This is a genomic window from Pseudomonadota bacterium (genome assembly GCA_039818985.1).
Taxonomy (GTDB): Bacteria; Pseudomonadota; Alphaproteobacteria; order Sphingomonadales; family Sphingomonadaceae; genus Alterisphingorhabdus.
Window position 1 is genome coordinate 428,237 of the sequence record JBCBSU010000001.1, and the last position, 26,410, is coordinate 454,646.

Annotated in this window: 34 protein-coding genes; 12 read left to right on the top strand and 22 right to left on the bottom strand. The window is 60.0% G+C overall.

Features of this window, described 5'->3' with window-relative positions; translation table 11 throughout:
- Positions 1-11: 11 nt before the first annotated feature.
- The gene (gene queA / locus AAFX04_01880; GenBank protein MEO1044169.1) at positions 12-1,055 is read left to right on the top strand and encodes a tRNA preQ1(34) S-adenosylmethionine ribosyltransferase-isomerase QueA; all 1,044 of its coding nucleotides are present in this window, start codon (positions 12-14) and stop codon (positions 1,053-1,055) included.
- A 65-nt stretch (positions 1,056-1,120) separates the two neighbouring features.
- On the opposite strand, the gene AAFX04_01885 is transcribed toward queA, so the two are convergent.
- On the bottom strand, positions 1,121-1,438 hold the full coding sequence (locus tag AAFX04_01885) for a DUF2282 domain-containing protein (protein MEO1044170.1): 318 nt from the start codon (positions 1,436-1,438) through the stop codon (positions 1,121-1,123).
- A gap of 193 nt (positions 1,439-1,631) precedes the next feature.
- Here AAFX04_01885 and tgt point away from each other — a divergent pair, with 193 nt between their 5' ends.
- Positions 1,632-2,765, top strand: coding sequence for a tRNA guanosine(34) transglycosylase Tgt (gene tgt, locus AAFX04_01890; GenBank protein ID MEO1044171.1), 1,134 nt, complete (start codon positions 1,632-1,634; stop codon positions 2,763-2,765).
- Here the strand turns inward: tgt and AAFX04_01895 are convergent.
- A complete protein-coding gene (locus AAFX04_01895) occupies positions 2,747-4,426 on the bottom strand; it encodes a sensor histidine kinase (GenBank protein MEO1044172.1) in 1,680 nt (559 codons plus the stop codon). The two genes, tgt and AAFX04_01895, sit on opposite strands and share 19 nt — an antisense overlap.
- Before the next feature lie 39 nt (positions 4,427-4,465).
- Positions 4,466-4,702, bottom strand: a complete 237-nt coding sequence (locus tag AAFX04_01900) for a NepR family anti-sigma factor (GenBank protein MEO1044173.1) — start codon at positions 4,700-4,702, stop codon at positions 4,466-4,468.
- 318 nt (positions 4,703-5,020) lie between these two features.
- On the opposite strand from AAFX04_01900, the gene AAFX04_01905 reads away from it, so the two are divergent.
- The gene (locus AAFX04_01905) at positions 5,021-5,809 is read left to right on the top strand and encodes a response regulator (GenBank protein MEO1044174.1); all 789 of its coding nucleotides are present in this window, start codon (positions 5,021-5,023) and stop codon (positions 5,807-5,809) included.
- A 73-nt stretch (positions 5,810-5,882) separates the two neighbouring features.
- Here AAFX04_01905 and rpsD read toward each other — a convergent pair whose 3' ends face one another.
- Positions 5,883-6,497 (bottom strand): 30S ribosomal protein S4, encoded by a 615-nt coding sequence (rpsD, locus tag AAFX04_01910; protein MEO1044175.1) that lies wholly within the window; start codon positions 6,495-6,497, stop codon positions 5,883-5,885.
- A 248-nt stretch (positions 6,498-6,745) separates the two neighbouring features.
- Between rpsD and AAFX04_01915 the strand changes: the two genes are divergently transcribed.
- On the top strand, positions 6,746-7,057 hold the full coding sequence (locus AAFX04_01915; GenBank protein ID MEO1044176.1) for a chorismate mutase: 312 nt from the start codon (positions 6,746-6,748) through the stop codon (positions 7,055-7,057).
- Between the two features lie 36 nt (positions 7,058-7,093).
- On the opposite strand, the gene AAFX04_01920 is transcribed toward AAFX04_01915, so the two are convergent.
- From AAFX04_01920 to rpiB, 6 genes are all read right to left on the bottom strand, one after another.
- On the bottom strand, positions 7,094-7,846 hold the full coding sequence (locus tag AAFX04_01920) for an RNA methyltransferase (protein ID MEO1044177.1): 753 nt from the start codon (positions 7,844-7,846) through the stop codon (positions 7,094-7,096).
- The gene (gene nrdR / locus AAFX04_01925; GenBank protein MEO1044178.1) at positions 7,843-8,304 is read right to left on the bottom strand and encodes a transcriptional regulator NrdR; all 462 of its coding nucleotides are present in this window, start codon (positions 8,302-8,304) and stop codon (positions 7,843-7,845) included. Before nrdR ends, AAFX04_01920 begins: the two co-directional genes overlap by 4 nt.
- A 9-nt stretch (positions 8,305-8,313) precedes the next feature.
- Positions 8,314-8,748, bottom strand: coding sequence for a zinc ribbon domain-containing protein (locus AAFX04_01930; GenBank protein MEO1044179.1), 435 nt, complete (start codon positions 8,746-8,748; stop codon positions 8,314-8,316).
- Between the two features lie 69 nt (positions 8,749-8,817).
- On the bottom strand, positions 8,818-9,195 hold the full coding sequence (locus AAFX04_01935) for a zinc ribbon domain-containing protein (protein ID MEO1044180.1): 378 nt from the start codon (positions 9,193-9,195) through the stop codon (positions 8,818-8,820).
- An 89-nt stretch (positions 9,196-9,284) separates the two neighbouring features.
- Entirely contained in the window at positions 9,285-10,586 is a 1,302-nt protein-coding gene (gene glyA / locus AAFX04_01940; protein ID MEO1044181.1) for a serine hydroxymethyltransferase, read from the bottom strand.
- Positions 10,583-11,032 (bottom strand): ribose 5-phosphate isomerase B, encoded by a 450-nt coding sequence (rpiB, locus tag AAFX04_01945; GenBank protein ID MEO1044182.1) that lies wholly within the window; start codon positions 11,030-11,032, stop codon positions 10,583-10,585. Before rpiB ends, glyA begins: the two co-directional genes overlap by 4 nt.
- A gap of 161 nt (positions 11,033-11,193) precedes the next feature.
- Between rpiB and AAFX04_01950 the strand changes: the two genes are divergently transcribed.
- Complete coding sequence (locus AAFX04_01950; GenBank protein MEO1044183.1) at positions 11,194-11,334, top strand: hypothetical protein; 141 nt, start codon at positions 11,194-11,196, stop codon at positions 11,332-11,334.
- A gap of 7 nt (positions 11,335-11,341) precedes the next feature.
- On the opposite strand, the gene AAFX04_01955 is transcribed toward AAFX04_01950, so the two are convergent.
- The 5 genes from AAFX04_01955 to AAFX04_01975 form a co-directional block, all read right to left on the bottom strand.
- Positions 11,342-12,073, bottom strand: coding sequence for a ParA family protein (locus AAFX04_01955; protein MEO1044184.1), 732 nt, complete (start codon positions 12,071-12,073; stop codon positions 11,342-11,344).
- Between the two features lie 63 nt (positions 12,074-12,136).
- Positions 12,137-13,222 carry an alpha/beta hydrolase gene (locus tag AAFX04_01960; protein MEO1044185.1) on the bottom strand — a complete coding sequence of 362 codons (1,086 nt, stop codon included), beginning with the start codon at positions 13,220-13,222 and terminating at the stop codon, positions 12,137-12,139.
- A gap of 17 nt (positions 13,223-13,239) precedes the next feature.
- Positions 13,240-13,590 (bottom strand): arsenate reductase (glutaredoxin), encoded by a 351-nt coding sequence (gene arsC / locus AAFX04_01965; GenBank protein ID MEO1044186.1) that lies wholly within the window; start codon positions 13,588-13,590, stop codon positions 13,240-13,242.
- 103 nt (positions 13,591-13,693) lie between these two features.
- Positions 13,694-14,257 carry a (2Fe-2S)-binding protein gene (locus AAFX04_01970; protein MEO1044187.1) on the bottom strand — a complete coding sequence of 188 codons (564 nt, stop codon included), beginning with the start codon at positions 14,255-14,257 and terminating at the stop codon, positions 13,694-13,696.
- Positions 14,258-14,393: 136 nt separating this feature from the next.
- On the bottom strand, positions 14,394-15,155 hold the full coding sequence (locus AAFX04_01975; GenBank protein ID MEO1044188.1) for a class II aldolase/adducin family protein: 762 nt from the start codon (positions 15,153-15,155) through the stop codon (positions 14,394-14,396).
- A gap of 347 nt (positions 15,156-15,502) precedes the next feature.
- Here AAFX04_01975 and rpsU point away from each other — a divergent pair, with 347 nt between their 5' ends.
- Positions 15,503-15,709, top strand: coding sequence for a 30S ribosomal protein S21 (rpsU, locus tag AAFX04_01980; protein MEO1044189.1), 207 nt, complete (start codon positions 15,503-15,505; stop codon positions 15,707-15,709).
- Between the two features lie 171 nt (positions 15,710-15,880).
- Positions 15,881-16,501, top strand: a complete 621-nt coding sequence (locus tag AAFX04_01985) for an FKBP-type peptidyl-prolyl cis-trans isomerase (GenBank protein MEO1044190.1) — start codon at positions 15,881-15,883, stop codon at positions 16,499-16,501.
- Positions 16,502-16,554: 53 nt separating this feature from the next.
- Here the strand turns inward: AAFX04_01985 and AAFX04_01990 are convergent, their stop codons facing one another.
- From AAFX04_01990 to pyrE, 7 genes are all read right to left on the bottom strand, one after another.
- Complete coding sequence (locus tag AAFX04_01990; protein MEO1044191.1) at positions 16,555-17,295, bottom strand: alpha/beta hydrolase; 741 nt, start codon at positions 17,293-17,295, stop codon at positions 16,555-16,557.
- A gap of 12 nt (positions 17,296-17,307) precedes the next feature.
- A complete protein-coding gene (locus AAFX04_01995) occupies positions 17,308-18,369 on the bottom strand; it encodes an AI-2E family transporter (protein MEO1044192.1) in 1,062 nt (353 codons plus the stop codon).
- A gap of 66 nt (positions 18,370-18,435) precedes the next feature.
- Positions 18,436-19,311 carry a signal peptidase I gene (gene lepB, locus AAFX04_02000; GenBank protein MEO1044193.1) on the bottom strand — a complete coding sequence of 292 codons (876 nt, stop codon included), beginning with the start codon at positions 19,309-19,311 and terminating at the stop codon, positions 18,436-18,438.
- Between the two features lie 41 nt (positions 19,312-19,352).
- Entirely contained in the window at positions 19,353-19,763 is a 411-nt protein-coding gene (gene acpS / locus AAFX04_02005; GenBank protein ID MEO1044194.1) for a holo-ACP synthase, read from the bottom strand.
- A gap of 145 nt (positions 19,764-19,908) precedes the next feature.
- Positions 19,909-20,190, bottom strand: a complete 282-nt coding sequence (locus AAFX04_02010) for a hypothetical protein (GenBank protein MEO1044195.1) — start codon at positions 20,188-20,190, stop codon at positions 19,909-19,911.
- Positions 20,187-20,957 carry a pyridoxine 5'-phosphate synthase gene (locus tag AAFX04_02015; protein MEO1044196.1) on the bottom strand — a complete coding sequence of 257 codons (771 nt, stop codon included), beginning with the start codon at positions 20,955-20,957 and terminating at the stop codon, positions 20,187-20,189. The genes AAFX04_02010 and AAFX04_02015 overlap by 4 nt, the downstream gene beginning before the upstream one ends.
- 4 nt (positions 20,958-20,961) lie before the next feature.
- Positions 20,962-21,543 (bottom strand): orotate phosphoribosyltransferase, encoded by a 582-nt coding sequence (pyrE, locus tag AAFX04_02020; protein ID MEO1044197.1) that lies wholly within the window; start codon positions 21,541-21,543, stop codon positions 20,962-20,964.
- 193 nt (positions 21,544-21,736) lie between these two features.
- On the opposite strand from pyrE, the gene coxB reads away from it, so the two are divergent.
- The 5 genes from coxB to AAFX04_02045 all read left to right on the top strand — a co-directional run bounded on the left by coxB (position 21,737) and on the right by AAFX04_02045 (position 26,371).
- Positions 21,737-22,798, top strand: coding sequence for a cytochrome c oxidase subunit II (gene coxB / locus AAFX04_02025; GenBank protein ID MEO1044198.1), 1,062 nt, complete (start codon positions 21,737-21,739; stop codon positions 22,796-22,798).
- Positions 22,799-22,821: 23 nt separating this feature from the next.
- A complete protein-coding gene (gene ctaD / locus AAFX04_02030) occupies positions 22,822-24,486 on the top strand; it encodes a cytochrome c oxidase subunit I (GenBank protein MEO1044199.1) in 1,665 nt (554 codons plus the stop codon).
- 168 nt (positions 24,487-24,654) lie between these two features.
- Entirely contained in the window at positions 24,655-25,587 is a 933-nt protein-coding gene (locus AAFX04_02035; GenBank protein ID MEO1044200.1) for a heme o synthase, read from the top strand.
- The gene (locus tag AAFX04_02040) at positions 25,584-25,796 is read left to right on the top strand and encodes a hypothetical protein (protein MEO1044201.1); all 213 of its coding nucleotides are present in this window, start codon (positions 25,584-25,586) and stop codon (positions 25,794-25,796) included. The genes AAFX04_02035 and AAFX04_02040 overlap by 4 nt, the downstream gene beginning before the upstream one ends.
- Positions 25,793-26,371 (top strand): cytochrome c oxidase assembly protein, encoded by a 579-nt coding sequence (locus tag AAFX04_02045; protein MEO1044202.1) that lies wholly within the window; start codon positions 25,793-25,795, stop codon positions 26,369-26,371. The genes AAFX04_02040 and AAFX04_02045 overlap by 4 nt, the downstream gene beginning before the upstream one ends.
- Positions 26,372-26,410: the final 39 nt, after the last annotated feature.

The window sequence follows — 26,410 nt, forward strand, 5'->3', positions numbered from 1 at the left end:
GGGGGGAAGCCGTGCGTGTCGACCTGTTCGATTTCGATCTGCCAGAAGAGCTGATCGCGCTGCGCCCGGCCGAGCCGCGCGAAGCAGCAAACCTGCTGGTTGTGCCGCCGGACGGGGCGTTGCAGGACAGCAGCGTCGGGCAATTGCCGCAACAGCTGCGTCGTGGCGATGTGCTGGTGTTCAACGATACCAAGGTGATCCAGGCCCAGCTCGAGGGCCGACGCGGCGATGCCAGGATCGGTGCGACGCTGCACAAGCAGATCGATGACCGCCGCTGGCTGGCCTTTGTCCGCAATGCCAAGAGGCTACGTGTCGGTGAGCATGTGGATTTCGGTCCAGATGTATCAGCGCTGGCGGAGGCGCGGCATGAAGATGGCAGCTTCACCTTGTATTTCGAGGGTGACGAGCCGGTGCCGCTATTGCTTGATCGCGCCGGGTCGATGCCGCTGCCGCCCTATATCGCCAGCAAGCGCGCCATCGACGAGCAGGACAAGCAGGATTATCAGACGATCTTCGCCGAGCGTGAAGGCGCGGTGGCGGCGCCGACCGCATCGCTGCATTTCACACCCGGGCTGATGGAGGCGCTTGCGGCGCATGGTATCCAGACCGAGACGCTGACACTGCATGTCGGTGCCGGGACGTTCCTGCCGGTCAAGGCGGATGATACCGATGACCACCAGATGCACAGCGAATGGGGTGAGATCAGCGCCGATGTCGCCGCGCGTCTGTCACAGGCCAAGGCCGCGGGTCGGCGGATCATCGCCGTGGGCACCACCAGCCTCAGGGTATTGGAGAGCGCCGCGGACGAAGATGGCCATATCCCGGCCTGGAGCGGCGATACCGATATCTTCATCACCCCGGGTTATCGCTTCCGCATGATCGATGCGCTGATGACCAATTTCCACCTGCCGCGCTCGACGCTGTTCATGCTGGTCAGCGCTGTTGCCGGGCTGGAAACGATGAAGGCGGCCTATGCCCATGCCATGGCGCAGAAATACCGCTTTTACAGCTATGGCGATTCCTCGCTGCTCTGGGTCAATCCCTCAGCCAACTGAACCGGTGACGGCAACAAAAAGGCGACCCGATGGGCCGCCTTTTCAGTAATCAGAGGTTTTTGCGATCAGGCAGGAACGCCCGGATCGTCATTGTCCTGAGGTTCCAGCGTGCCGCCCTGATCGGCGCAGGTGCCGGCATCCGTATATTTCCAGGCATTGCCCTGATAATCGACGGTCGAGGTGCCGGCGCACGATGTACCCGGGCCTGCAGCGCAGTCATTCTTGCCAGCGAGCGAAATGCCATAGCATTTCTCTTTTTCGGCCTTGGCCACTTCGGTGGTTTCCGCTTCACCGGAAGCCGCTTCTTCGCCGCCGCCTGAAGCGCCGCCCGAGCAGGCAGCCAGTGATGCAGCTGCGACCATTGAAGCTGCGATTGATCCCATACGGGTGGTCTTGGTCATTCTCGTCTCCCACGGTGTTGGTCACCATCTCATATGCAGACTCGCATAATAGCCAGCGTGCAAAGCACAAATTCGCAGAATTGCAGGTTTAGGTCAATTATCGTTACGCAGTCGATATTTTCCCCTGCCGAGCGGTGAGATTGACCGCGGGCCATGGGCACTCTAGGTGGCGCGCATCATGCAACCACGATTTTCTTTCACCATCCATGTCCGTGACGGCAAGGCGCGTCGTGGCACCCTTGCCATGCGGCGCGGCGATATTCGAACCCCGGCCTTTATGCCGGTAGGCACCGCTGCCACGGTCAAGGCGATGACCACCAGCGATGTCCGCGCCACCGGTGCCGATATCATCCTCGGCAATACCTATCATCTGATGCTGCGCCCCGGCGCGGAGCGGATGGCGCGACTGGGCGGGCTGCATCGCTTCATGCAGTGGGACCGGCCGATACTCACCGATAGCGGTGGCTATCAGGTTATGAGCCTGTCCGATCTGACAAAGGTCACCGAAGAGGGGGTGTCGTTCAAAAGCCATCTCGACGGTTCGCGCCATATGCTCAGCCCCGAGCGCTCGATGGAAATCCAGCGGCTGCTCGGGTCCGATATTGTCATGGCGTTTGATGAATGCACCGCCAATGGCGCCGACCATGAGGAGGCGGCGCGTTCGATGGCGATGTCGATGCGCTGGGCGAAGCGTTCGCGTGACGGTTTTGATTCAGGCCGCGACCATGCCGAAGGCGCAGCATTATTCGGTATCCAGCAGGGCGCATTGTACGAGGATCTGCGACGGCAATCGGCGGAAGAGCTGATGGCGATCGGCTTTGACGGCTATGCCATTGGCGGCCTTGCTGTGGGCGAGGGGCAGGAGGCGATGTTCGACGTGCTCGATTACGCACCGGAGCAGCTGCCCGATGACCGGCCGCGCTATCTCATGGGTGTTGGCAAGCCCGACGATATTATCGGTGCGGTCGCGCGCGGCGTCGACATGTTTGATTGTGTGCTGCCGACGCGGTCGGGCCGCAACGGCCAAGCCTTTACCAGTACCGGCCCGATCAATATCCGCAATGCCCGCTACGCCGAGGACCAGGCGCCGCTGGATGAGAATTGCGATTGCCCGGTCTGTCAGAATTACAGCCGCGCCTATCTGCATCATCTGATCCGGTCGAAGGAGATATTAGGGGCGATGCTGATGACACAGCACAATGTCCATTTCTACCAGTCGATGATGCAGCGGATACGTGACGCTATCAGTGAAGGCCGCTTCGACGCCTTTCAGACAGCTTTTCTGGAGCGCTACCGTTCGGGTGAATGAGCGTCGTCCTCGCGCTTTTCGCGCTGTTGCTCCATCGCTGCGGCGACCGATGCGGAGATATCGCTATGGCGTTCGCTCGCCGGCGTATCGAACAGGCGGATGGCGAGACTGAACCGGCCATCCTCCCGGTCCTGATCGAGCGTGCTGCGGAGCTGGCGCGACAGGCCCTGAAGGATCTTGGCGACCCCGCCATCGAGTATCGCGTCCATCCCCGCATTGTCGCCGAGCGCGGGTGATGTGATCGCCAGCCGGGCAAAGCCGGCGCGGTCATCCGGGGTGACGCTGATGGTGATCGGCCCCGGCGCGCCGCTATTCTGGATCAGCTCGAGAATTTCGGTGAGCAGGAAGGTTACCGGCATGGCGACATCCTGGTCGACCAGCATCTGCCTGACGTGAATCGTGGTGCGGCTGTTAAGGTCGCTGTCCGGTGCGCGCGCGCGAAAGCTGGACACGACCTCGCAGATCAACTCGCGCAGCGAGATACCGCGTCTTGCTTCAGTGTCGGCAAAATGGTGGCGATGCACCACCGCCAGCGCGTTGACCCGGCGCTGGATCGAGGCATAAACCCGGGCAATCTCCTCATTCTCGGCGCCGCGCGCATGCAGGTTGAGCAGGCTGGTGATGATCTGCAGGTTGTTCTTGACCCGGTGATGCACTTCGCGGGTCAGCTTCACCTGTTCGCTCAGGCCGTGCGCCAGCGCTTCCTTGTCTGCCTGGACCAGAGCGGCAAGCCGGTTGAATACACCGTCCAGTTCGATGATCTCATGCGCGACCATGCTGTCCTGGTGCATTGGCTGCACATTGTTGCCGGGTTTATAGCTGCGCATCTTGTTCTGCAGCTGCTGGATCGGGTGCATCAGCATGCCATTGACGACCAGCCAGCCGATAATCGCTGCGGCAAGGATCATCATGATCGGGATGATCCGGATAAGATATTGCGACGAGCTTTTCCGCTCTGCCGGCAGCCTCAGGGTCAGGTCGAGGCCGGCGACTTTTTGCTGCGCGGTGATGCTGTTGCCCAAATGGCGCTCATTGCGACCGGTCAGCTCGCTCAGGGTCAGCACATAATCACCATCGTGCAGTGTCAGTCGCGCCAGCGGCATGGTACCTTCCGGGTCGGCAATCTCCATCAGCGTTTCGATGCTGTAAAAGGCGGCGACGCGCGTCAGGGGTACGCGACCCTGCGAAAATATGATCAGCCCGTCATGCGCCGGTGCGATCAGTGTATCATTGCCTGCCGAACCGGCACGCATGGCATTGCCGATAATCCCTTCGGGCCCCTGCAGGCCGCAAACCGACTCGCCGCTGCGGCTGGCATAGGCCAGCACCTGGCCCGTCATTGCCGCAGGCAACTCCTGCTGCAGATCGGCGCATAGCGCTCCCTCGTCACCGCCCAGTGCAATCGCATTGGCGGCGCGCAGCAATATGGCGCGTTGTGAAGCTATGGCGCTGTTCAACCGCAACGCACCAAGATTGAGGGCATTGGCCGCCGCGTCGTTGCGCGCGGCTTCCTCGCTGCTCTCAATCTGTTCCGATGCCAGATAGGCGATCAGCGCCAGCGGTGCCAGCGCCACCAGCAGGATTGCAAACAGCTTGAGGCTGGTCGAGCGCCGGGGGAATTCCTCGCCGGGGTGCCAGCCGGATTCGGGTGTGTCAGTCATGGCAGTGGCAATCGTGCTGGGCCAAGGCGGGTGACAATGTCAGGCCAGCTTGTCCAGCAGGTCCTGAAACTCGCTCGGCAGTGCTTCGTCGATGGTCTGTCGATATACCGATTTCAAAGCCTCGCCGATCAATTCGTCATTATCTGACGAATATTCTGCCTCACAGCCCATGCTGCCCATGGTGATGCTGTGATCCGGTCGCGATTCTGCACGCGCGTCGGAGCGCGCGCTGACATCGGCGCTTCCGCTTTCTGGCTTTTTGTTTTCGCGCGTCATGCAAACTGCTCTGTCTTCTCAAGCCCGATATATAATCGGCATCATCGGCAACTCAACCACTGCCTGTGTTCACGTCATTCCGCTTTTCAGTCTGCCTGTCCCTGCAGGAGTTGATAATCGTTATCACTATCGGCAGCCAATGGAACTTAATCCAAGAACCCGTTGCGATGAATAAGGTTCCGCAAAGCTGCAACATCCGTTGCATTTCGCTGCCGGAACAGCGGACTTGCAAAAAATGCCAAGGAACACCATTCAGGGATGGTCGTGCCATATTGCCCGCTTTGGGAACATGCGCGGCCAATAGGAGTTATGAAGTTTATGTCACTAGGCCAAGAGCTTGCACCGCATCTGCCCTTTCTCCGCCGCTATGCCCGCGCCCTGACCGGCGAACAGCAGCGCGGCGATGCCTATGTCAAGGCGACGCTGGAAGCGATTGTTTCCGCTCCTGACCAGTTTCCCCGGGATATCGACACCCGGCTCGGTCTGTATCGGACATTCCAGGCGATATGGTCCTCATCTGGCGGCGATGGCGAAGACCATCACAAGGAACCGAGTTCGGACCTGCGCGAGGCAGTGGCACAGAAGCGGCTGGTGGCGATTCCTTCCGAAGCGCGGCAGGCGCTGCTGTTGACGGCCATGGAAGGCTTTTCCAGTGCCGATGCGGCGCTGCTGATGCAGCGTGACGAGCCCGATATCGACGGTCTGGTCAAGGATGCGATGGGCGAGATCGACAAGCAGATCCGTACCCGGGTGCTGATCATTGAGGATGAGCCGATTATCGCCATGGATATCGAAACCATTGTCGAGGATATGGGCCATGATGTGACCGGCATCGCGGTCACCCGTGATGAAGCGGTGGCGCTGGCAGAAAAGGACAAGCCGGGCCTGATCCTTGCGGATATCCAGCTTGCGGATAACAGCTCGGGCATTGACGCGGTGGCCGACATATTGGGCTTTGCCAATGTGCCGGTGGTGTTCATCACCGCTTTCCCCGAACGGCTGCTCACCGGCGAAAAGCTGGAACCGGCCTTCCTGATCACCAAACCTTTCCAGCGCGACACGGTCCGCGCCGCGATCTCACAGGCGCTGTTCTTTCATCAGGTCTAGAGAACGATAAGCAATATGCAGATACAAAAAGGGCGGCCTTTGGGGCCGCCCTTTCTATCGTCTGATGGAAGAATCAGCGCGAATAGAATTCGACGACCAGATTGGGTTCCATCTTCACCGGATAGGGCACTTCGTCCAGCGTCGGGATACGGCTGAAGGTTACCTTGTCGGTGCCGTCGGGAACAACATAGTCGGGAATGTCACGTTCGGCGAGACCCTGGGCTTCGATGACGAGGGCCATTTCCTGCGCCTTTTTGCTCAGGCCGACAATCTCACCCACCTTGATGCGGCGCGACGGGATATTGCACTTTTCGCCATTGACCAGGATATGGCCGTGGTTGACGATCTGACGCGCGGCAAAAATCGTCGGCGCGAATTTGGCGCGATAGACAATCATGTCGAGACGCTGTTCGAGAATGCCGATCAGGTTCTGTGAGGTATCGCCCTTCATCTTTGCCGCTTCGGCATAGGCGCGCTTGAACTGCTTTTCGGTAACGTCGCCATAATAGCCTTTCAGCTTCTGCTTGGCGCGCAGCTGGATACCGAAGTCGGAGAGCTTGCTCTTGCGGCGCTGGCCATGCTGGCCGGGGCCATATTCGCGGCGGTTGACCGGCGATTTCGGGCGGCCCCAGATATTCTCGCCCATGCGGCGATCGAGTTTATATTTAGCGGACGTACGCTTTGACATGGATCATGCTCCAATTTGCTGTTTCATAATGTCCCGGAACGCACCGCCGGAGGACCGTTGTATCGGTCGATTTCCGGCGCGGCTGCCGCTTCACCGGGGTACGGAGCCAATTGCGAAGCGCGGCCTATGGCGGACATGCGGGCGAATGTCAATGATGGCGTGTGCGAATTGCAATTATGGGCTGGTCATGCCGGGTGATTGCCGTTAGCCAGTCGCGAGCAAGATATCAGCAGCGACCCGGACCCGATATGACCCGCGAAATCCGCAACCCCGAACAGTGTGAGAGCATGGCCGAAGTGCGCGCCGGTGTCGATACGCTCGATGCCGAGCTGGTTGACCTGCTGACCCGGCGCTTTGGCTATATGGCGGCAGCGGCACGCATCAAGAGCGACCGCGAAAGTGTCCGTGATGAAGCGCGCAAGGCCGAGGTCATCGGCAATGCCAAGGCGCGAGCACTGCAAAATGGCCTGCCGGTGGCGCTGGTCGAGGATTTCTGGGAGCGGCTGGTCGAGGCCTCGATCGCCTATGAATTCGAAAAGTGGGACAGCTTGCGGCGTTAGCTCCTGACCCTAACCCGCCCTGCTGACGGGGAGGAGTTAATCCTTTTCAGGGCGATCAAGATAACGCAAAACGCCGCGCATGGTCTTGACCTGACCACTATTCCATCCCGGTTGTGTCATCAGCGTCCGCAATGTCCGCTGGGTCGCGACAATGCGGTCCTCGGGGAAGAAATAGCCACGCTTGTCGAGCATGGCGAACAGCTGGCCGATCATCCCGTCCAGCTCACCTTGCGGTGCGGGCGTCATCGATTCCGCTTCATCCTCGCCGCGTGTCGGCTGGGCCAGTGACGGCATGCCCGTACCGGTGCGCGACCAGGCATAGGCCACCAATATTACTGCCTGGGCGAGGTTGAGTGAACCGAATTCCGGATTGATCGGGATGGTGATAATCGAACGCGACAGCGCCACATCGTCAGTCTCCAGGCCGGACCGTTCGGGTCCGAACAACACCGCGCTGCGCCCCGGCTCAGCGGCCATGGCGGCAGCGGCCTGCTCGGCATCGAGCACCGGTTTGGTCACACCGCGCTTGCGCACCGTGGTGGCAAACACATGGGCGCAATCGGCAACCGCGTCCGCAACGCTGTCATATACCGTGGCCTCGGCGAGGATCTGGTCGGCGCCTGACGCTGCCGGACCGGCATCGGGATTGGGCCAGCCGTCGCGCGGGGCCACTAGCCGCATTTCGGTGAGACCGAAATTGAGCATGGCACGCGCAGCCTTGCCGATATTCTCGCCCAGTTGCGGGCGTACCAGCACCATGATGGGTTTATACGGTGAAGTGGCGGTCATGCCTGACCGACATCTTTCACATTGGCGGCAAATTCCTCGAAATCCTTTGCCTCGTTGAAATCGCGATAGACGCTGGCGAAGCGGATATAGGCGACGCTGTCGAGCTGGCGCAGCCCGTCCATCACCATCTCGCCGATTTTCTGCGACGGAATTTCGGATTCACCACTGGTTTCCAGCTGGCGTTGTATGCTCGAGACCAGCAGGTCAATCCGCTCCGGGCCGACATCGCGCTTGCGACAGGCCAGTGTGATCGAATTTTCCAGCTTGGTGCGGTCAAACGGCTCGCGCCGATCGGCGCTTTTTACGATCATGATCTCGCGCAACTGGATGCGCTCAAATGTGGTAAAGCGCGCGCCGCAATTCTCGCACTGGCGGCGGCGGCGGATTGCGGCGCCGTCCTCGGTCGGTCGGCTGTCCTTTACCTGGCTGTTTTCATGGGCACAAAAGGGACAGCGCATAAGGGCATGTTACTTCTTCTTGGTGCTGCGCCCCGATGATGTCTTGCGGGTCCTGGGTCTGGCCTTGGGCTTTTCCTCGACCGGCTTTTTGGCAACGGATGAGGGTGCAGCGTCACCGGATGATTTTTTCTGCGACTGCCGATAGGCGACTATGCCTGCGCCTGCAAGGGCTCCGGTGGCAACACCCACGACCGGCAGGGCAAGGGCGGCCAGTCCACCGATTGCGGCACCGCTGGCGATCTTCTTGCCGTTCGGGCTCTTCACCGCCTGGACCGCATCCTTGCCTGCACCGAGCAACTCCTCGGCGGCCTCGGAGAAATAATGTTTGCTCTGTTCGAAAAAGCCGTCATCGGCTGCTGCGCTCAGCGGTGCGCCGCATTCCGGGCAATATTTCTGGCCGGCCTCGACCGTTGCCCCGCAAGCATTGCATTGTTCAAAATCCATGTGACTGTCCCGTTCCTGTCCCCTGCCCGGAAAACTGTCTGCGCCCGGCATCTGCCCGCCGCCGATGCGCTATTTCGATTTCTTCTTCTCTTCCTCTTCTTCCTGCTTCTTGCTGATATGGCGATAGGCAACAATGCCTGCGCCAATAGCAGCACCTGCGGCGACACCCACCGGTGCGATCAGCCCGGCAGCCGCACCCAGAGCGGCACCACCTGCCAGCTTTTTCGCCGAATCCATATCGGCGACATGCTTGCCATGCTTATAGGTTTCCTTGGCGGCGTCTTTGGTCGCGCCCCATAGCTCTTCCGCAGCTTCACCGACATAATGCTTGGTCTGCTCAACCACGCTCTCGGCGTGGATCTGTTCCGGTGTCTTGGCACCGCAATGCGGACAGAATTTCATTCCGTCTTCAAGTTCCGCACTGCAGTTGTTGCAGGTCTGTGCCATTATTATACGCTCCTTCAGTGTGTATTATCGTGATAATACGCTGAAAAGTCAACTCCGTCCGTCGAAGCGTATATAGCCTATATCAGCAGCTATGAATAAATCGGAAAGCGATCGCACAGCGCTTCGACGCGGCTGCGCACCGCGGCTTCCACCGCCGGATCGCCCGCTTCGCCCTTGAGCCGCAGGCCGTCGAGGACATCGGCGATCATATCGGCAATGGCGCGGAACTCGGCCGGCCCGAAGCCGCGTGTGGTTCCTGCCGGGGAACCGATGCGGATGCCGCTGGTCTTGAGCGGTGGCAGCGGGTCGAAGGGGATGCCGTTCTTGTTGCAGGTAATGCCCGCACGCTCGAGCGCTTCATCGGCATCCCTGCCGGTGACGCCGAGCGGCCTCAGATCGATCAGGGCGACATGGGTGTCGGTGCCACCCGCGACCAAAGCCGCGCCGCGCTCTTCCAGCCGCGCCGCCATGACCTTGGCGTTTTCGATAACCGCAGCGGAATAGGTTTTGAACTCGGGACGCAACGCCTCGCCAAAAGCCACTGCCTTGGCGGCGATGACATGCATCAGCGGGCCACCCTGCAGGCCCGGGAACACCGCGCTGTTGAACTTCTTGCCCAAAGCCTCGTCATTGGTGAGGATCAGGCCGCCACGCGGGCCGCGCAATGTCTTGTGCGTGGTGGTGGTGACGACATGCGCATGCGGCAGCGGAGAGGGATGGTGGCCGCTGGCGACCAGCCCGGCAAAATGTGCCATATCGACCTGGAAATACGCGCCGACCTTGTCGGCGATTTCACGGAAACGGGCAAAATCGATCTGGCGCGGATAGGCCGAGCCGCCGGCGATAATGAGTTGCGGCTTATGCTCCAGAGCCAGGCGCTCAACTTCGTCATAGTCGATCAGATGCGTGTCTTCACAAACCCCATATTGCACTGCGTTGAACCATTTGCCCGATTGTGCCGGCCTGGCGCCGTGCGTCAGGTGCCCGCCGGCATCCAGCGACATGCCCAAAATGGTATCGCCTGGCTTGATCAGCGCCAGCAGCACCGCGCCATTGGCCTGTGCGCCCGAATGCGGCTGGACATTGGCATAGGCGCAACCGAAAAGTTGCTTTGCCCGGTCGATGGCGAGCTGCTCGACGCTGTCCGACGGCGCGCAGCCCTGATAATAGCGGCGACCGGGATAGCCTTCGGCATATTTGTTGGTGAACACCGAACCCTGGGCCTCAAGCACCGCGCGCGAGACGATATTCTCCGAGGCAATCAGTTCAATCTGTTTCTGCTGGCGCGTCAGCTCCGCGGTGATGGCCGTGGCGATATCGGGGTCGGCGTCGCCTATTGCAGAATCGAAAAATCCATCGGGGCGGAAGTCATTATCGGGCTGGCTGGTCATGCTGTGGCTCCTTGGGGCTGAGACCCTAATTTGTCGACGCGCCGCTGATGGCGGCCACCGGCGAAATCGGTGTCGAGAAATGCGGTAAGGCAGGCCTTGGCCTGTTCGATGCCGATCAGCCGTGCGCCCATGGCAATGACATTGGCGTCATTATGCTCGCGTGCGAGGCTGGCCGAAAGTGGCTCACTGACCAGAGCGCAGCGGCAGGCGGGGTGGCGGTTGACCGCCATCGATATACCAATGCCCGATCCGCACAGCGCGACACCATAATCGGCGTCCCCGGCGGCCACCGCCTCGGCCAGCCTATAGCCATAATCGGGATAGTCGACACTGTTGTCACCGGCGGGGCCGAGATCGTTGACATCATGTCCCTGTTCGCTCAGCCAGATACGCAATTCGGCTCGCATGGCATTGGCCGCATGGTCGGAGGAAATGGCAATTTTCATAGCTGGGTGCATGGTCAGGCTCCCTTTCGCGCCCGATGTAGTGCATCGCCGGGCGGTTCGCCAGATGCAAGGCGCGGCCTATCCACATTTATGCCGCATAGTCTGGGCATGGTGCTGCCGGTTTAACGCTTTGTTAGCGATTTAGCGGATATTTTTGCGCCATGACTGCTGCAAAAGCCGAAACCATGCCGCTAACCATGCGGGCACTGCTGCCCGAGACGCCGCTCGATGCTGCGCGGATGGCGCTGTGCCTGATGTGTGCGCTGGTGCTGATTGGCGCGGGCCAGCCGCTGCCTTACTGAGCGCGGCTCAAAGCTTGGTAATTTTCCGTTCAATCCCGGTCCAGAGTCTGCTGAACGCTTTTTGTGCCGGGCTCGATGGTGCGAATGTGCCTATCGGCGCGCGCCGCTTCGCCATCTGTTCGACGGCGCTGGCCATCGGGATGACCGGCCAGTCGGGATGATTCTCCAGCGCCTGTTTGTGCAGTGCCCGGCGGCGGTCAACCATCGAATGCACCGGCAGCATCGGTGCATGGCGACCCGATTGGCGGTTGAGATATTCCTGCACCTCGAGAAAGGCGCGTTGCGACAGTGGCGAGGGGATGACCGGAACAATCACCAGATCAGCGGCGCGCAATATCTGCTCACTGGTCTCGGTCAGGCCCGGTGGACAGTCGAGAATGATGCGGTCGTAATCCTTGCCGAGCGCAGCGAGCAGCTTTTTCAGCCGCTTCTTCTTGCCGATATCGAACAGCAGATGGTTGAGACCGCGCAATGAACTGTCGGCGGCGAGAATATCCACCCCCTTGACTGTCGATTTGCGGATCAATTTCTGCGCCGTGACGCGGCGGGAAAACACCGCCTGCGCCTCGTCTTTCAGCTCCTTGTCCTTGCCGACAAGGAAGGTGGCTGCGGCCTGTGGATCAAGATCCCATAACAGGGTCCGGCGCGAACTCATCTGTGCCGAACACCATGCCAGGTTGACCGCGGTGCTGGTCTTTCCCACCCCGCCTTTCAGATTATATACGGCAATGACCGTCATCTTGCTCTTTTCTGTTGCGTCAAGACTCCCGCTATTAGCAGACAAATCTTACGATTTTTCCCGCTATTGGCCTTCAGCGTCATTTTCTATCGCGGTTTTGCCGTCATTCTCGCCGGTTTTGCCGGTCAGCGCCGCCTTGGCGGTATCGGTGGCCCCGTTCATGATGCCGCCCGGTGTGCGTGCCGGTGGCATGATATCAAGACCCCTGGCGGTCAGCCATTCGCGCACATCACCGGCGGTTCGCTTAGCGTCTTCTTCCATCGGGATGTGACCGAGGTCGCCATAGATCACCAGGGTGCTGTCGGGCAGAATGTTGTCAAACCACTCTGCGGATTCCACCGGGATCAGCTGGTCCTGCGCGCCCCAGAGCAGCAGCACCGGCACGCTGATACTGGCGATCTGCTCGGAATCGTGCTTGCGTGATGGATCGCCGGTGCCGGGATTGAACATCGCCTCACGATTGCCGGGATAGCGCAGCAAATGCCAATAGCGGTCAATCTGCTCATCGGTAATCGCTTCCGGCTCCGCGACCGAGCCTTTCAGCGTTTCCGCGATAATGCTGCGCGGGGTCATGACCCCCAATATTGGCTTCAGCATATCGTTCTGCGCCAGACGGAAGCCGATGGGCAGTGAGGCATCGGCAGGCTGCGGCGCGCCACTGGGATCGACCAGAATCAGCGCGCGTACCGCCTCGGGGTGGTCAAGCGCATGGTGCCAGGCAATACGTCCACCCATGGAATTTCCGGCGACAATATAGCTTTCGATACCGAGATTCTGCATCAGCATATGCACCATGTCGGACTGGCCGGCGGCGCTATAGTCATTGGCAACATGCGGACCGGTCAGGCCATGGCCTGCATGGTCATAGCGGATGACACGATAACTGTCGCCCAGCGCCTCGGCCCAGCCTTCCCATGTGTGCAGCGACGCGCCCGAGCCGTGCATCAGCAGCAGGACCGGGGCATCACGCGGCCCGGTGTCGCGCACATGTACTGTCTGACCATTGGGCAGATCGATAAATTGCGATGGCTCGCCACCATATTCGGCGCGCAATTCAGCAACATCGCGGTCGGGTGCATAGGCCCATATACCGATGCCGATTGCGGCGATGACGATGAGAACGAACAGCCACTTGAGAACTCTGAACATGCGGTTGTCCCTTATGATTACAGGATTTCGTGGACCACTTCCTGAGGCCTGCACAGGCGTACGCCCTTTTCGGTCTCCACCAGCGGGCGGTTGATCAGTATCGGCTCGCTGGCCATGGCATCGAGTATCGCATCGCCGGACACATCATCGGCCGTGAGTCCCAGCTCCTCGGCCGGCGATCCGCGCACCCGCAGCCCCTGTTGCGGGGTCATATCGGCGTCCTTGTAGAGCTGGGCCAGCTTGTCGCGGCTTGGCGGGTCTTTGAGATACTGGATGACGGTCAGGTCGATCCCATCCTGCTCCTGCAGGATGGCGAGTGTCTTGCGCGATGTGCCGCATTTCGGATTGTGCCAGATGGTCGCTTTCACCGGTACCCCTCTCTCATTGGACTGTCATCAGTCTATGTTGTCTATGGCGCTGGCGCGGGCCATGCAATGCCGGAATCGGCGGCTCGTGGACTTATTTGGCGGGCTATTCTTCCGGCGCCGCTGGTTCAGCACTCGGCACCACCAGCGTCGGCACTGCGCGCGCCGCGTCTTCGGGCGATATGCCCGGCGGCGGCGCGGCGGAGATGCGTTCCTCGCGTCGGGCTACACGGGCGGCGCGTTTGATCGCCTCGCGCAGCCGCGGATAGACACCGCAGCGGCAGATATTCTGTATTGCCTCGTCGATATCGCTGTCCGAGGGGCGATCATTTTTGCGCAGCAGCACCGAGGCCGCCATGACGATGCCGGGGGTGCAGAAACCGCACTGGATCGCCTGTTCGGCGACCATGGCCTGCTGCACTGGATGACTGCGGTCGCGGCTCAGCGCCTCGATGGTGGTGACGAACCGCCCCTCGACCTCGGCCAGCGTGACCAGACATGACCGGATTGCTGCGCCATCGATGTCGACAATGCAGGAACCACAATCGCCATTGCCGCAGCCATATTTGGTGCCGGTCAGGTTCGACGCATCGCGCAAGGCCCAGAGCAGCGGCGTCTCCGGGTCCATGCGATATTCGACCGGGCGGTCATTGACGGTAAGCTTGGTCATCGGGCTCCGCTAATAAGCCTGATCCTGCACATCGTCACCCTGAACTTGTTTCAGGGTTTCAGGCCAAACAGAACGGCGCAAAATGCCTTAGATGCTGAAACAAGTTCAGGGTGACGAATTTGTGTGGGTTGTACAATCAATCCCGCCAGCTGGTGTCGATCTTGTCGACCAGCCGCACCATGGCGGCAAAATCAGGTACGCCAGGACCGGTGGGCAGCTGTGTCTGGCTGATATCTCGCTGGTGCACATCAACCACTTCCTGCGGGACGACAATCGGCGCGCCCATCGAAGCGGTGGCAAGCTGGATTTCGCAGGCGCGCTGCAGTGCCCAATAGGTGATGAATGCCTCGGGCAGGGTGCGGCCCATGACCACCGGGCCGTGGTTGCGCAACATAAGCACACGCTTGTCTCCCAATGCTGCCGCCAGCCTCGGACCTTCCTCTTCGCGTACCGTTACGCCCTCAAAATCATGATAGCCTATCTGGCCGACAAAATTGCAGGCATAGAAATTGGTCGGCTGCAATCCACCCTCGACAGAGCATACCGCCATGGTCGCCGTGGTGTGGGTATGGATGATACAGTGCATATCGGGCAGTTCGCGGTGGAACATGCTATGCTGCACAAAACCCGCCTTGTTGACCGGATAGAGTGAACCATCAAGCGTCTCACCGTCGGAATTGATCTTGACCAGATTGGAAGCGCATACTTCGGAGAAGTGCAGCCCATACGGATTTATCAGAAAAGCATCTTCCTCACCCGGCACCTTGAGCGTAATATGGTTGTAGATCATCTCGTCCCAGCCGAGCATGGCGAAGACGCGATAACAGGAAGCGAGCAGCTTACGTGCCTCGCGCTCATCGGTGGACATCTGGTTATCGGTCTTGATGGCAGTGGCCATGGCGAACTCTCCATTTTTCGCTGAGACTGGGAAATTGTTAGAACGAAGTCTAGAACAAGCAATCATGCGCGGCAACCATGTCCGCACCGATCAAGGTGCCGTTAAAGCACCGAAATCAAGCGCGTTGGCAGCGGCTACAGTGGAAAATGCTTGAAAAATGCCTATATTGCTGTAAGCCGCGCCGCTCATGAGCTGTGCCGACAGGCGCGGAGCATTTGTGATTCGCTAACGCAATGTTGGTTTTCTGGCATTATGCAGCAGATCGCACATAATCGGATTAACTTTATTGCCATCGCCGAGGCCCTGTCGCCCGGCAAGACATATTCTGACTGGAGCTGACGAGACCTATGCAAATTACTGTTCGCGATAACAATGTCGATCAGGCGCTGCGGGCGCTGAAAAAGAAACTGCAGCGTGAAGGCGTGTATCGCGAGATGAAATTGCGTCGCCATTATGAAAAGCCGTCTGAAAAGCGTGCGCGCGAGAAAGCCGCCGCCGTTCGTCGCGCCCGCAAGATGGAGCGCAAGCGCATGGAGCGCGACGGCATCAAATAAGCGCGATGGCCAAAGGCTGCCATTCGGGCAGCAGATGAAGGGCGGCTTTTGCCGCCCTTTTTCGTGCCTCTTTTCTTGCACGGCAGGCATATTGGGGCTTGATTGCACCGCGCGGCTGGCCGAAAAGGCGCCGCAGTATCGATCATCACCAGATCACAGGAAGAAAAATCCATGTCGGTAACCCGTGTTCCGCTTCACCCGATTGCCAAGGGATCGCTTACCAAATTGTGGCTCGGTGTCATCATTGTGCTGCTGGCAGGGGCCGGACTGGCCTGGGCGGGCACCGCTGAAGTGCGCAATGCCTTCACCACCACCGAAAATGGCGTCCGGGTAATCACGCTGAAAGACGGTGAGGCGGGGGAAAGCCCGTCCAGCGGCGATATTGCACTGGTCAATTATGAGGGTCGCTTGACCGATGGTACCGTGTTTGACGGTGCTGACCGCACACCATTGTCGCTTGCAGGTCCGGATGATCCGCCGATTCCTGGCGGTCCGGGTCCGATTATCGCCGGCCTGCGTGAGGGCATGCTGACGATGGAGAAGGGCGGTCGCTACCGGGTGCTGATCCCTGCTGAGTTGGGTTATGGCGCGCAGGGCACACCGTCGATACCGGCCAATTCGGATCTGGAGTTCGAGATCGAACTGCTCGATTTCCGCTCGCTGGCGCAGCTCGAGGCGGAATTCCGCGCGATGCAGCAGCAACAGCAGATGCAGCAGCAGCTCCTGCCGCCGGGTGCCGGTGGTCCGGGAGGTGCGCCGGTTCCGCTGCCACAGCCGTTACCCGGCCAGTAAGCCATATAAACCGGGCGACCCGGATTTCCCGCTGCTACATCCCTAACGCATTATTATCCTGCCTTTTCGGGTGACCGGTCAGGCTCGAGAGCAGCCTTGATCGCATCGGCCAGCATATCCGGTTGCGTGACGCTGGGCCAGTGTGATGCGCCGGGCAGGACATGGCGCCGCACCGGGTGTTTATCCAGCCAGGCGAGGCTTGCAGCCGGGCAATTATCCGGATTGTAGAGATAGGCAATGTCGGCGGATGTGATCAGTACATTGCCGGGCATATGCTTGGCGCTGAACGCCCGGGAGTCATTGCCCAGCTCCCAAAGGGCATCCGGGTCGGCCAGCGCAACATTGTCACGATAGCGCGCAATAACCAGTTCGTCGCGGGCCATCGCATCCAGCTTTTCCAGAAATGCTTCACGAAAGACAGCCGGTGTCGGATAATCTGCTGCCAACCCTGAAAAATAACCGTCCTCCGGCGTGAGATTTCCCTCGATCGAAAGGATGGTGGTTATACGTGAGTCTTTTCGAGCCGCAGCCAGAGACGCGATAATCGACGCAACCGAGTGCGCCAGCACGATATCCGCCTGCTGCTCCCGGGCCTGGTCGGAGACATATTCGGCCAGCGCCGCCAAAGTCGTGATGCCGCGCATTTTCGGCGCGCCGAAACCCGGTAGGTCGAGCGGGACCAGCCTGTATGATTGCGCAAGGTGCGTCGTCAGCAATGGCGTGAACATGCCGGCATTGTCGCCAAAGCCGGCAATGGCGACTATGGTCGGACGCTCTGGCACGGCTTGTTGCATCACAATTCCTCTTTAGCCGCTTTCGGCTTCACCTTCCGAGGCACCGCGTTCCAGCGCGATCTTGATAATCGCGACGATCGGATCGGCAAGCGCCAGCCCGACAATGCCGAACAAGGCGCCGAATATCAGCTGTGCGCCGAGAACCAGCGCCGGGGCAAGGTCGACGGTTTTCTTCGCCACCATCGGCACGATGACATAGCCATCGATGATCTGGACAAAGAGATAGACGCCGACGGCGAACAGCCCGGTCTCGACTCCAGCGGAAAAGCCGACCAGCACGATCAGCACGCCCGAGACAATCGCGCCGATATTGGGCAAGAATGCGAGCACTCCGGTGAGCAGTCCAAGCAGTGCCGCCATCGGCACACCGCCGAGCCACAGCAATATCCATGTGCCAAAGCCCTCGACCGCCATGCCCAGCATTCGACCTGCGAGCAGCCGCCGCATGGTAAAGCCGATATGATCGAGCGTGCCATAGAAATAGGCGCGTTTTTTGAGCGGGATCATCCAGCCCAGGCCACGCTCATATAGCTTGGGTTCGATGGCGATGAAGATGCCGAGCACGCACATCAACACGAAGCTGGCAATGGCGCCGAAGACCGAGGTGACTGCGGCGGTAAACTGGCCGATGCGGCTGGCAATCTCGCTGCCCAGCTGCTTCAGGTCATCGGGCGTGGCGGTAATGCCGACACTCGCGGCCCAGCGGCCAATCTGGTCGATCTGGGCCTCGACGACAATCTGCAGTCGCGCCGCCTGTGATACCAGTTGCGATCCGGTGAAATAGAGTGTCCATGCGACAAAACCGGTCGCGAGTATCAGTACCAGTGCCAGCCGCCAGCCGCGTGCGATGGGCAGGATACGACCGAGCAGCCGGGTACCGCCATCGAGCATTATGGCGACGATTAGACCGCCGATGATCAGCAGCAGCGGCGATGCGAGAATGACCACCAGCGCAAGGCACGCCGCCATACCGAGCCAGATAGCCGCTTTTTTGACCTCGTTGCGCATGACCGGATCGCTGATCTCGGTCGGGCCGCGCCGTTCCTGCTCGCTCTCGGCCATGTCACTCCCCATGCTGTGTGGCTTGGCGGTTTAAAACACCTGGAATGGCGGGTGCAAGGCGCGGGCGATTGGCGGTGGCTAAGGCGCTGGCCTTTCAGCGGTTGCAGCGGGCAGTTCCTTGCGCTCCGGACGCAGGCTCATCCCGGCGCGTTCGCCGCGCAGCGCGCCATACCATGTCAGCGGGTTATAGCTTGCCTTGCCGTCGAGCGAATACATGATGAATTCGGCACGACCGCCAACATTATACAGCGGCACCGGGCCGCCCAGACCCTGTTCTTCCAGCGGCAGGCGGCTGTCAGCGCTGTTGTCGCGATTGTCACCCATCAGGAAGACATGACCCTCAGGTACGGTAATCGGCCCGAAAAAGTCCGAGCGGTGATCGGGTTTGGCATCGATGATGATATAGCTGGCGCCATTGGGCAGGGTCTCGGTGAGGATCGGCAGCTCGCAATAATCCTTGCCATCGGGGCCGGTCATCCGCGCGCCGGGATAGCTGAAATCGCTGCATGGCAAGGTGCTGTCGACCGGCAGCACCAGATTGGGCTGGACCTCCTGTGGCACCGGCTTGCCGTTGAGGATTACCTGGCCATCGCGCACTGCAACGGTATCGCCGGGCAGGCCGATGACCCGCTTGATATAATCCTGTTTGACTCCCGGCGGTGCGACGATGACGATGTCGCCATATTCCGGGTCACTTGCGAAGATCTTGCCGGGAAATTCGGGAAGGATGTGAAAAGAGGCCGAGACCCAGGAATAGCCATAGGGATATTTGCTGACTATCAGCCGGTCGCCGATCAGCATATTGGGGATCATCGACCCGGTGGGGATATAGAATGGCTTGGCGATCAGGCTGTGGACGGCAAATACCGCGAGCAGCAACAGCAACAGGCCGCGTATCTCATGCCACCAGTTGATCGGCTCGCTGTCTTTGTCTTTGGCTTTATCCTTGGCCATGGCATCCCGCAAATTGTGGCGAAGCCATCACGCTTGCGGGCCTATGACCCTTCATTGCGCAATGCTTCGATGATGACAAATGCCTGCGCCCATGGGTGATCGTCTGTGAGCGTCAGGTGAATGGCGGCGCTATAGCCTGCGGGAATCATGCTGTCGAGCCGCAGCTTTGCCCCGCCGGTGAGATGCAGTGTCGGCGCGCCCGAAGCGCCGTTGACCACGCCAATATCGCGCATGAACACGCCGCGCCGGAAGCCGGTGCCGACAGCCTTGGAAAACGCCTCTTTGGCGGCGAAACGCTTGGCATAGGTGCCGGCGCGGGTATAGGGCCGCCGTGCCGCCTTGGCGCGCTCAATCTCGGTAAAGACACGATTCTCGAAACGCTCGCCAAAGCGGTCGAGCGAATTCTGAATCCGCTCGATATTGCACAAATCCGATCCCATGCCGATGATCATGACGGCCACCACAGGCCGTCATCCTGACGAAAGTCAGGATCTCCAGCCCTATTCCGGAGCGGTAGTGACAACTGGCCTGAGATCCCAGTTTTCGCTGGGATGACAAGAAAATTGTCTTCGATGATGAGGCTGGCAACCTTTTCCATCACAACAACGCCTTCCGCACCAGCGCGATCAGCAGGAACATCACCAGCCAGTGCAGTGCGATCTGTGTCGTCACCAGCGGGTGGGCAAAGCGCCACTTGGCCGATTGCAGCATCATGCCATATCCGGCGATCTGTATCAGCGGCCAGGCGGTGCCGAAAATCACCAGCACCTGGTTGCTCCACGCCAGGCCCAGCACGAATATGCTGGCGAGGAATGGAATGGCCGCAGCGGCCATCATCAGCCGTTCCCCGGCTGGAGAGGCGGGTGGCGCTTCGTTCACCGCACATCATCCATCAAATTGCGCATTTTGCGTATCGCGTCTTCCAGCCCGATAAAGATTGCCTCGCCAACGAGATAATGGCCGATATTCAGCTCGGCGATTTGCGGGATCGCGGCAATCGGCTGGACATTTTCGAAGGTCAGGCCGTGGCCGGCATGCGGTTCGATGCCGTTCTTCGCGGCGAGCGCGGCAGCGTCGGATATGGTGCGCAACTCTTCCTCAGCGGCTTTGTGTTCACCGTCGAGCAGCAGATGGGCATAGCGTCCGGTGTGAAATTCGACGACCGGAGCGCCGAGCCGGATCGCGGCTTCGATTTGCCGCGGGTCGGGTTCGATAAACAGGCTCACCCGGATGCCGGCATCGCTCAGCCGGGTGACAATCGGTGCCAGATGGTTGTGCTGCCCGGCGGCATCAAGCCCGCCTTCGGTGGTGCGTTCCTGGCGCTTTTCGGGCACGATACAGGCGGCATGGGGTTCATGGCGCAATGCGATTTCCAGCATCTCTCCGGTCGCCGCCATCTCCAGATTGAGCGGCAGGTCGGTAGCCTGCATGATCCGTTCCAGATCGCCGTCGCGGATATGGCGCCGGTCCTCGCGCAGATGTGCGGTGATGCCGTCGCCACCGACGCGCGACACGATTTCCGCCGCGCGCACCGGATCGGGATGATCGCCGCCGCGCGCATTGCGGATGGTGGCGACATGGTCGATATTGACGCCCAGTCTCAGTCTGTGCGGGTGCTGGCCGGCCTGATGATATACGCCGTTCATGTACTCACGCCTTGCGGCTGCCCGGTTTGGTGGCAGGAATCGCGGCGAGTTCGTCGGGTACCTCATCTGCGGCATAGCTGGGGAAGTTGACTGCGATCAGCGGGTAGAAGGGCACATCGAAGCTGATCGATCCCGCGGACCGGTCGACCAGCGATGCCGCAGCCACCACTTCGCCGCCTTCCTCGCTTATGGCCTTGATCGCTTCGCGCGATGACAGCCCGGTGGTGACGACATCCTCGACCATCAGCACCTTCTGCCCCGGTTCGAGCGCGAAGCCACGGCGCAGGTGGAACACGCCTTCGGGCCGCTCGAGAAACATTGCGTCGACATCGAGCGCGCGACCGACCTCATGGCCGATAATCACACCGCCCATGGCGGGTGAAACGACGACATCGATGCCGTTACGCAGCTCGCGCGGGATTTTTGCAACCATTGCACTCGCCAGGCGTCCCGCGCGCATCGGGTTCATCAAAACCCGGGCACATTGCAGATAATGGGCGCTGTGACGCCCCGAGGAGAGCAGAAAATGCCCTTCCAGCAATGCTTTGCTGGCGCGGAATTCCGCCAATATTTCCTCGTCGGTCATAAAAATATCATCCTTTACGTAGCGTCGGCGCAATTTGGGAGGGATGGCGTTCTTTTCAAGCGGAAAAATATCCCTAGATTGGCTTGAGACTGGCGACAACCCTGCGTATAAGCCGCGCCAGAAACCCGGCCAGAGTCAGAATGTAACACGCTATCCCGCGTCTTGGCTCCCCGGTCATCATACAGAGGAATACATGCAGTTTCTTTTGGATATCCAGACCAAGATTTCTACCAGGGCAATGATAACCGCTTCGGCCCTTGGACTTTTCCCCGCCACCGCATCGGCGCAACAGGCCGATCCGGCCACAGCCGATACCATCGCACCGCCGGTTGGCGATATCGCCCCGGCCGTCAATCCGGGCGCCGAGGCTGCGGCTGAGTCGGCACCGGCTGCCGAGACCGCCGGTTCCTACACGCCGATGGCACCGGAGCCGGGTGTCGGCATGCCGGTTGATCGCGGCATCGATTTCCAGACTCAGTATAGCGATATCGGCGCCTATGCCTATTGGCTCAACAATTCGGTGCTGCTGCCGGTAATCACGGTGATTTCGCTGCTGGTGCTGCTGCTGCTGGTGTGGGTCATTCTGCGCTATCGTGCCAAGGCCAATCCCAACCCGTCCAAGACCAGCCACAACACGCTGATCGAGGTTATCTGGACCGGGGTTCCGGCGCTGATCCTGATTGCGATCGCCTTTCCTTCGCTCGGCCTGCTGGCCAAGCAATATGAGACGGCACCCGCCGACGCGGTGACGGTCAAGGTCACCGGCTATCAGTGGTATTGGGGCTATAGCTATCCGGATAACGGCGATTTCGAGGTTGTTTCCAACATGCTCGACGAGGAAACCGCCAAGGCCAATGGCGAGCCTTATCAGCTGGCGGTGGACAATCGCATGGTCGTGCCGGTTGGCGAGCCGATCAAAGTGGTCATCACCGGTGCCGATGTGATCCACAGCTTCGCCGTGCCGTCGCTGTGGTTCAAGATGGATGCGATTCCCGGCCGCCTCAACGAGAAGGTGATGAAGATCAACAAGCCGGGCGTCTATTATGGCCAGTGCTCGGAACTTTGTGGCGCGCGTCACGGTTATATGCCCATAGCCGTTGAGGCACTGCCGCGTGAAGAATGGGAGCAATGGGTTCTGGCCCAGGGCGGCACTGTCGGCGATGACGCCGTCGCCGATGCTGCTCCGGTCGATGGCGAAGCGCCTGCCGACGAAGGCGCCGAAGAAGCGGTCGAAACCGCTTTGCTGACCAACTGAATTCGATTCGAGGGTAAGAGAGTATGACAACGATTGCAGCAGATGCCGGTGTTCTCGACGCGCATGACGACCATGCAGATCACAAGCCCGGTTTTTTCGCCCGCTGGTTCCTGTCGACCAACCACAAGGATATCGGCACGCTTTACCTGATCTTCGCGATTGTTGCCGGCATTATCGGCGGCGCGATTTCGGGCATGATGCGGATGGAACTGGCAGAGCCGGGCATCCAGTATCTCGGCCAGTGGGCAAGCAGCCTGCAGGGTTCGGTGGCGACCGAGAATGAGGCGCTGCACCTGTGGAATGTGCTGATTACCGCGCACGGCCTGATCATGGTGTTCTTCATGGTGATGCCGGCGATGATCGGCGGTTTCGGCAACTGGTTCGTGCCGATCATGATCGGCGCCCCCGACATGGCATTCCCGCGGATGAACAATATCAGCTTCTGGCTGCTGATCCCGGCCTTTCTGCTGCTGCTCGGTTCGACCTTCGTCCCCGGTGGCACCGGCCTTGGTGCTGGTACCGGCTGGACTGTCTATGCGCCGCTGGCGACCAGCGGTTCGGTCGGCCCTGCGGTCGATATGGCGATATTGTCGCTGCACCTAGCCGGTGCTTCGTCGATCCTCGGCGCGATCAACTTTATCACCACCATTTTCAATATGCGCGCTCCGGGCATGACACTCAACAAGATGCCGCTGTTCGTCTGGTCGGTGCTGATCACCGCCTTCCTGCTGCTGCTGGCGCTGCCGGTATTGGCCGCGGCGATCACCATGCTGTTGACCGACCGTAATTTCGGCACCACCTTCTTCGATGCTGCCGGTGGCGGTGATCCAGTGCTATACCAGCACCTGTTCTGGTTCTTCGGACATCCCGAAGTGTACATCATGATCCTGCCCGGTTTCGGCATGATCAGTCACATCGTCTCGACCTTCTCCAAGAAGCCGGTTTTCGGCTATCTCGGCATGGCCTATGCCATGGTCGCCATCGGCGTGGTCGGCTTCATCGTCTGGGCGCACCACATGTTCACCGTCGGCCTGACGGTCAATATGAAGATGTACTTCACCGCCGCCACCATGGTGATCGCAGTGCCGACCGGCATCAAGATCTTCAGCTGGATCGCCACCATGTGGGGCGGCTCGCTGAGCTTCAAGACGCCGATGGTCTGGGCGCTGGGCTTCATCTTTCTGTTCACCGTGGGCGGCGTGACCGGCGTCGTGCTCGCCAATGGCGGTGTCGATGACAATTTGCACGACACCTATTATGTCGTGGCGCACTTCCACTATGTGCTTTCGCTGGGTGCGGTGTTCGCCATCTTTGCCGGTTTCTACTACTGGTTCCCGAAGATGAGCGGTCGCCATTATAGCGAGCTGCTTGGCCACATCCATTTCTGGGTGTTCTTCATTGGCGTGAACATCATCTTCTTCCCGCAGCACTTCCTGGGGGTACAGGGCATGCCACGCCGCTATCCCGACTATCCCGAGGCCTATAGCTACTGGAACGAGATTTCGACGCTTGGCTATGCCATCATGGCTGTCGGCACGCTGATCTTCTTCGTCAATATCGGCTATGCGCTGATGGCGGGCCGCCGCGCCGAGGGCAATTATTGGGGCGAGGGCGCAACCACGCTGGAATGGACCTTGTCCAGCCCGCCGCCATTCCACCAGTTCGAGACCCTGCCGAAGATCAAATAAGGCAGGTCTGATTGTGACAAGGTTTCTGGCTCGTCTGTCCGTCAGGCGAGCCGAAGCCGCAGAAAAGACAGATGTATAAAACCGTTCGGGCTGAGCTCGTCGAAGCCTTGTTCTTGAAAAGAAGAACGACTCCTGGACAGACTCAGGGTGAACAGGGAAAGCAGTGAGATGAACACGACAACCGCCTCTACAGAAAGCGTCAGCACCACGCCGATTACGGCGGAGTGGCGCGATTTCTATGCGCTCACCAAGCCGGGCGTGATGAAGCTGGTGGTATTTACCGGCCTGTGCGGCCTGCTCGCGGCACCGGGCAGTATTCATCCGATTATCGGCTTTACCGCAATATTGTGCATCGCGCTGGGTTCGGGCGGCGCGGCGGCGCTCAACCAATGGTATGAGGCCGATATCGATGCGCAGATGAAGCGTACCGCGAAACGGCCGCTCCCCGGCGGGCGGATGGAGCGTGAATCGGCGCTGCATTTCGGCATGGGCCTGTCGGCGCTGTCGGTGTTCCTCATGGGTGTCGGCGTCAACTGGGTCGCTTCGGCCATCCTTGCCTTCTGCATCTTCTTCTATGTCGTCATCTACACCATGTGGCTGAAGCCCAGCACTCCGCAGAATATCGTCATTGGCGGTGCCGCCGGTGCGTTCCCGCCGATGATCGGCTGGGCCGCAGTCACCGGTGATGTCACGCTGATGCCGCTGCTGCTGTTTGCACTGATCTTTATCTGGACGCCGCCGCATTTCTGGGCGCTCGCGCTGTTCGTCAAATCCGATTACGCCAATGCCGGTATCCCGATGCTGCCGGTCGTTGCCGGTCGCGAAAATACCCGCAAGCAGATTCTCGGCTATTCGGTGCTGCTTGCGGTGATCGCCATCGCTCCGACGCTGCTGGGGCTGGCCGACTGGATTTACGGCGTTCCGGCGACCGCGTTGTCGCTGCTGTTTGTCTGGCTGGCATTTCGCGTCTATCGCAACACCGCCACCGAGCCGTCGGAAATGAAGCCGGAAAAGCGGCTGTTCGCCTTTTCGATTGTTTATCTCTTCGTGCTGTTCGGTGCCGTGGTCGCCGATCACTATCTGATCGGGCTGATTGCATGAGCGAGCCGGTGAACTCGTCGGGCGCCAATAGCGTTACGCCACAGGTCCCGGGCGAAGGGCGCTTTACCGGCGAGAATGTCTCGCACGCGGAAACCGCACAGATTCAGCAGCGTCAGCGTGCGCGCTCGCGCATCATGGCGCTCGGCCTTGTGGCCTTGTGCGTGCTGTTTTTCCTGATCACTATCGTCAAGATCGGGGTGTGGGGATGAGCGCGTCCCAGGCCTTGCCGCAGACGATGCAGCGGCGCAATTTGCGCTCCGCCCTGATGGCGGCGGCGCTGGTCGCCGGGATGACCGCGCTCGGCTTTGCCGCCGTGCCGTTATACGACCTGTTCTGCCGTGTCACCGGCTTTGGCGGCACCACACAGGTGGCCGATGCTACACAAGCTGCGTCGGTCAAGACCGGCAGCAAGACGATATCGGTGCGCTTCGATTCCAATGTTCAGCCGGGAATGCCGTGGGAATTCCGCCCCGAGCGCACCAAGGACCGGATGACCGTGGGCGCCCGCGACATGGCTATCTATGTCGCCAGGAACCTGTCGACCGCGCCAGTGACCGGCACTGCCGGTTACAATGTCACGCCGGTGCAGGCAGGCAAATATTTCAACAAGATTCAGTGCTTCTGCTTTACCGAGCAGACGCTGCAGCCGGGGGAAGAGGTGCGGATGCCCGTCATCTATTATGTCGACCCGGCGATCTTCGAGGATGAAGATACCAAGGGCATCGAGGAAATAACGCTGAGCTATACATTTTACCCGGTGGACCCGGAAAACAATGGCAGCTAAGGCATCGGAAAAGAGAGTATGATCCTGGCCATCTAGGCA

Coding starts and splice junctions, on each gene's coding strand:
- AAFX04_01885 (MEO1044170.1), bottom strand. CDS start 1,438: ATGGGATCAATCGCAGCTTCAATGGTCGCAGCTGCATCACTGGCTGCC.
- AAFX04_01895 (MEO1044172.1), bottom strand. CDS start 4,426: ATGACTGACACACCCGAATCCGGCTGGCACCCCGGCGAGGAATTCCCC.
- AAFX04_01900 (MEO1044173.1), bottom strand. CDS start 4,702: ATGACGCGCGAAAACAAAAAGCCAGAAAGCGGAAGCGCCGATGTCAGC.
- AAFX04_01905 (MEO1044174.1), top strand. CDS start 5,021: ATGTCACTAGGCCAAGAGCTTGCACCGCATCTGCCCTTTCTCCGCCGC.
- rpsD (MEO1044175.1), bottom strand. CDS start 6,497: ATGTCAAAGCGTACGTCCGCTAAATATAAACTCGATCGCCGCATGGGC.
- AAFX04_01915 (MEO1044176.1), top strand. CDS start 6,746: ATGACCCGCGAAATCCGCAACCCCGAACAGTGTGAGAGCATGGCCGAA.
- AAFX04_01920 (MEO1044177.1), bottom strand. CDS start 7,846: ATGACCGCCACTTCACCGTATAAACCCATCATGGTGCTGGTACGCCCG.
- nrdR (MEO1044178.1), bottom strand. CDS start 8,304: ATGCGCTGTCCCTTTTGTGCCCATGAAAACAGCCAGGTAAAGGACAGC.
- AAFX04_01930 (MEO1044179.1), bottom strand. CDS start 8,748: ATGGATTTTGAACAATGCAATGCTTGCGGGGCAACGGTCGAGGCCGGC.
- AAFX04_01935 (MEO1044180.1), bottom strand. CDS start 9,195: ATGGCACAGACCTGCAACAACTGCAGTGCGGAACTTGAAGACGGAATG.
- glyA (MEO1044181.1), bottom strand. CDS start 10,586: ATGACCAGCCAGCCCGATAATGACTTCCGCCCCGATGGATTTTTCGAT.
- rpiB (MEO1044182.1), bottom strand. CDS start 11,032: ATGAAAATTGCCATTTCCTCCGACCATGCGGCCAATGCCATGCGAGCC.
- AAFX04_01950 (MEO1044183.1), top strand. CDS start 11,194: ATGACTGCTGCAAAAGCCGAAACCATGCCGCTAACCATGCGGGCACTG.
- AAFX04_01955 (MEO1044184.1), bottom strand. CDS start 12,073: ATGACGGTCATTGCCGTATATAATCTGAAAGGCGGGGTGGGAAAGACC.
- AAFX04_01960 (MEO1044185.1), bottom strand. CDS start 13,222: ATGTTCAGAGTTCTCAAGTGGCTGTTCGTTCTCATCGTCATCGCCGCA.
- AAFX04_01970 (MEO1044187.1), bottom strand. CDS start 14,257: ATGACCAAGCTTACCGTCAATGACCGCCCGGTCGAATATCGCATGGAC.
- AAFX04_01975 (MEO1044188.1), bottom strand. CDS start 15,155: ATGGCCACTGCCATCAAGACCGATAACCAGATGTCCACCGATGAGCGC.
- rpsU (MEO1044189.1), top strand. CDS start 15,503: ATGCAAATTACTGTTCGCGATAACAATGTCGATCAGGCGCTGCGGGCG.
- AAFX04_01985 (MEO1044190.1), top strand. CDS start 15,881: ATGTCGGTAACCCGTGTTCCGCTTCACCCGATTGCCAAGGGATCGCTT.
- AAFX04_01990 (MEO1044191.1), bottom strand. CDS start 17,295: ATGCAACAAGCCGTGCCAGAGCGTCCGACCATAGTCGCCATTGCCGGC.
- AAFX04_01995 (MEO1044192.1), bottom strand. CDS start 18,369: ATGGGGAGTGACATGGCCGAGAGCGAGCAGGAACGGCGCGGCCCGACC.
- lepB (MEO1044193.1), bottom strand. CDS start 19,311: ATGGCCAAGGATAAAGCCAAAGACAAAGACAGCGAGCCGATCAACTGG.
- acpS (MEO1044194.1), bottom strand. CDS start 19,763: ATGATCATCGGCATGGGATCGGATTTGTGCAATATCGAGCGGATTCAG.
- AAFX04_02015 (MEO1044196.1), bottom strand. CDS start 20,957: ATGAACGGCGTATATCATCAGGCCGGCCAGCACCCGCACAGACTGAGA.
- pyrE (MEO1044197.1), bottom strand. CDS start 21,543: ATGACCGACGAGGAAATATTGGCGGAATTCCGCGCCAGCAAAGCATTG.
- coxB (MEO1044198.1), top strand. CDS start 21,737: ATGCAGTTTCTTTTGGATATCCAGACCAAGATTTCTACCAGGGCAATG.
- ctaD (MEO1044199.1), top strand. CDS start 22,822: ATGACAACGATTGCAGCAGATGCCGGTGTTCTCGACGCGCATGACGAC.
- AAFX04_02035 (MEO1044200.1), top strand. CDS start 24,655: ATGAACACGACAACCGCCTCTACAGAAAGCGTCAGCACCACGCCGATT.
- AAFX04_02040 (MEO1044201.1), top strand. CDS start 25,584: ATGAGCGAGCCGGTGAACTCGTCGGGCGCCAATAGCGTTACGCCACAG.
- AAFX04_02045 (MEO1044202.1), top strand. CDS start 25,793: ATGAGCGCGTCCCAGGCCTTGCCGCAGACGATGCAGCGGCGCAATTTG.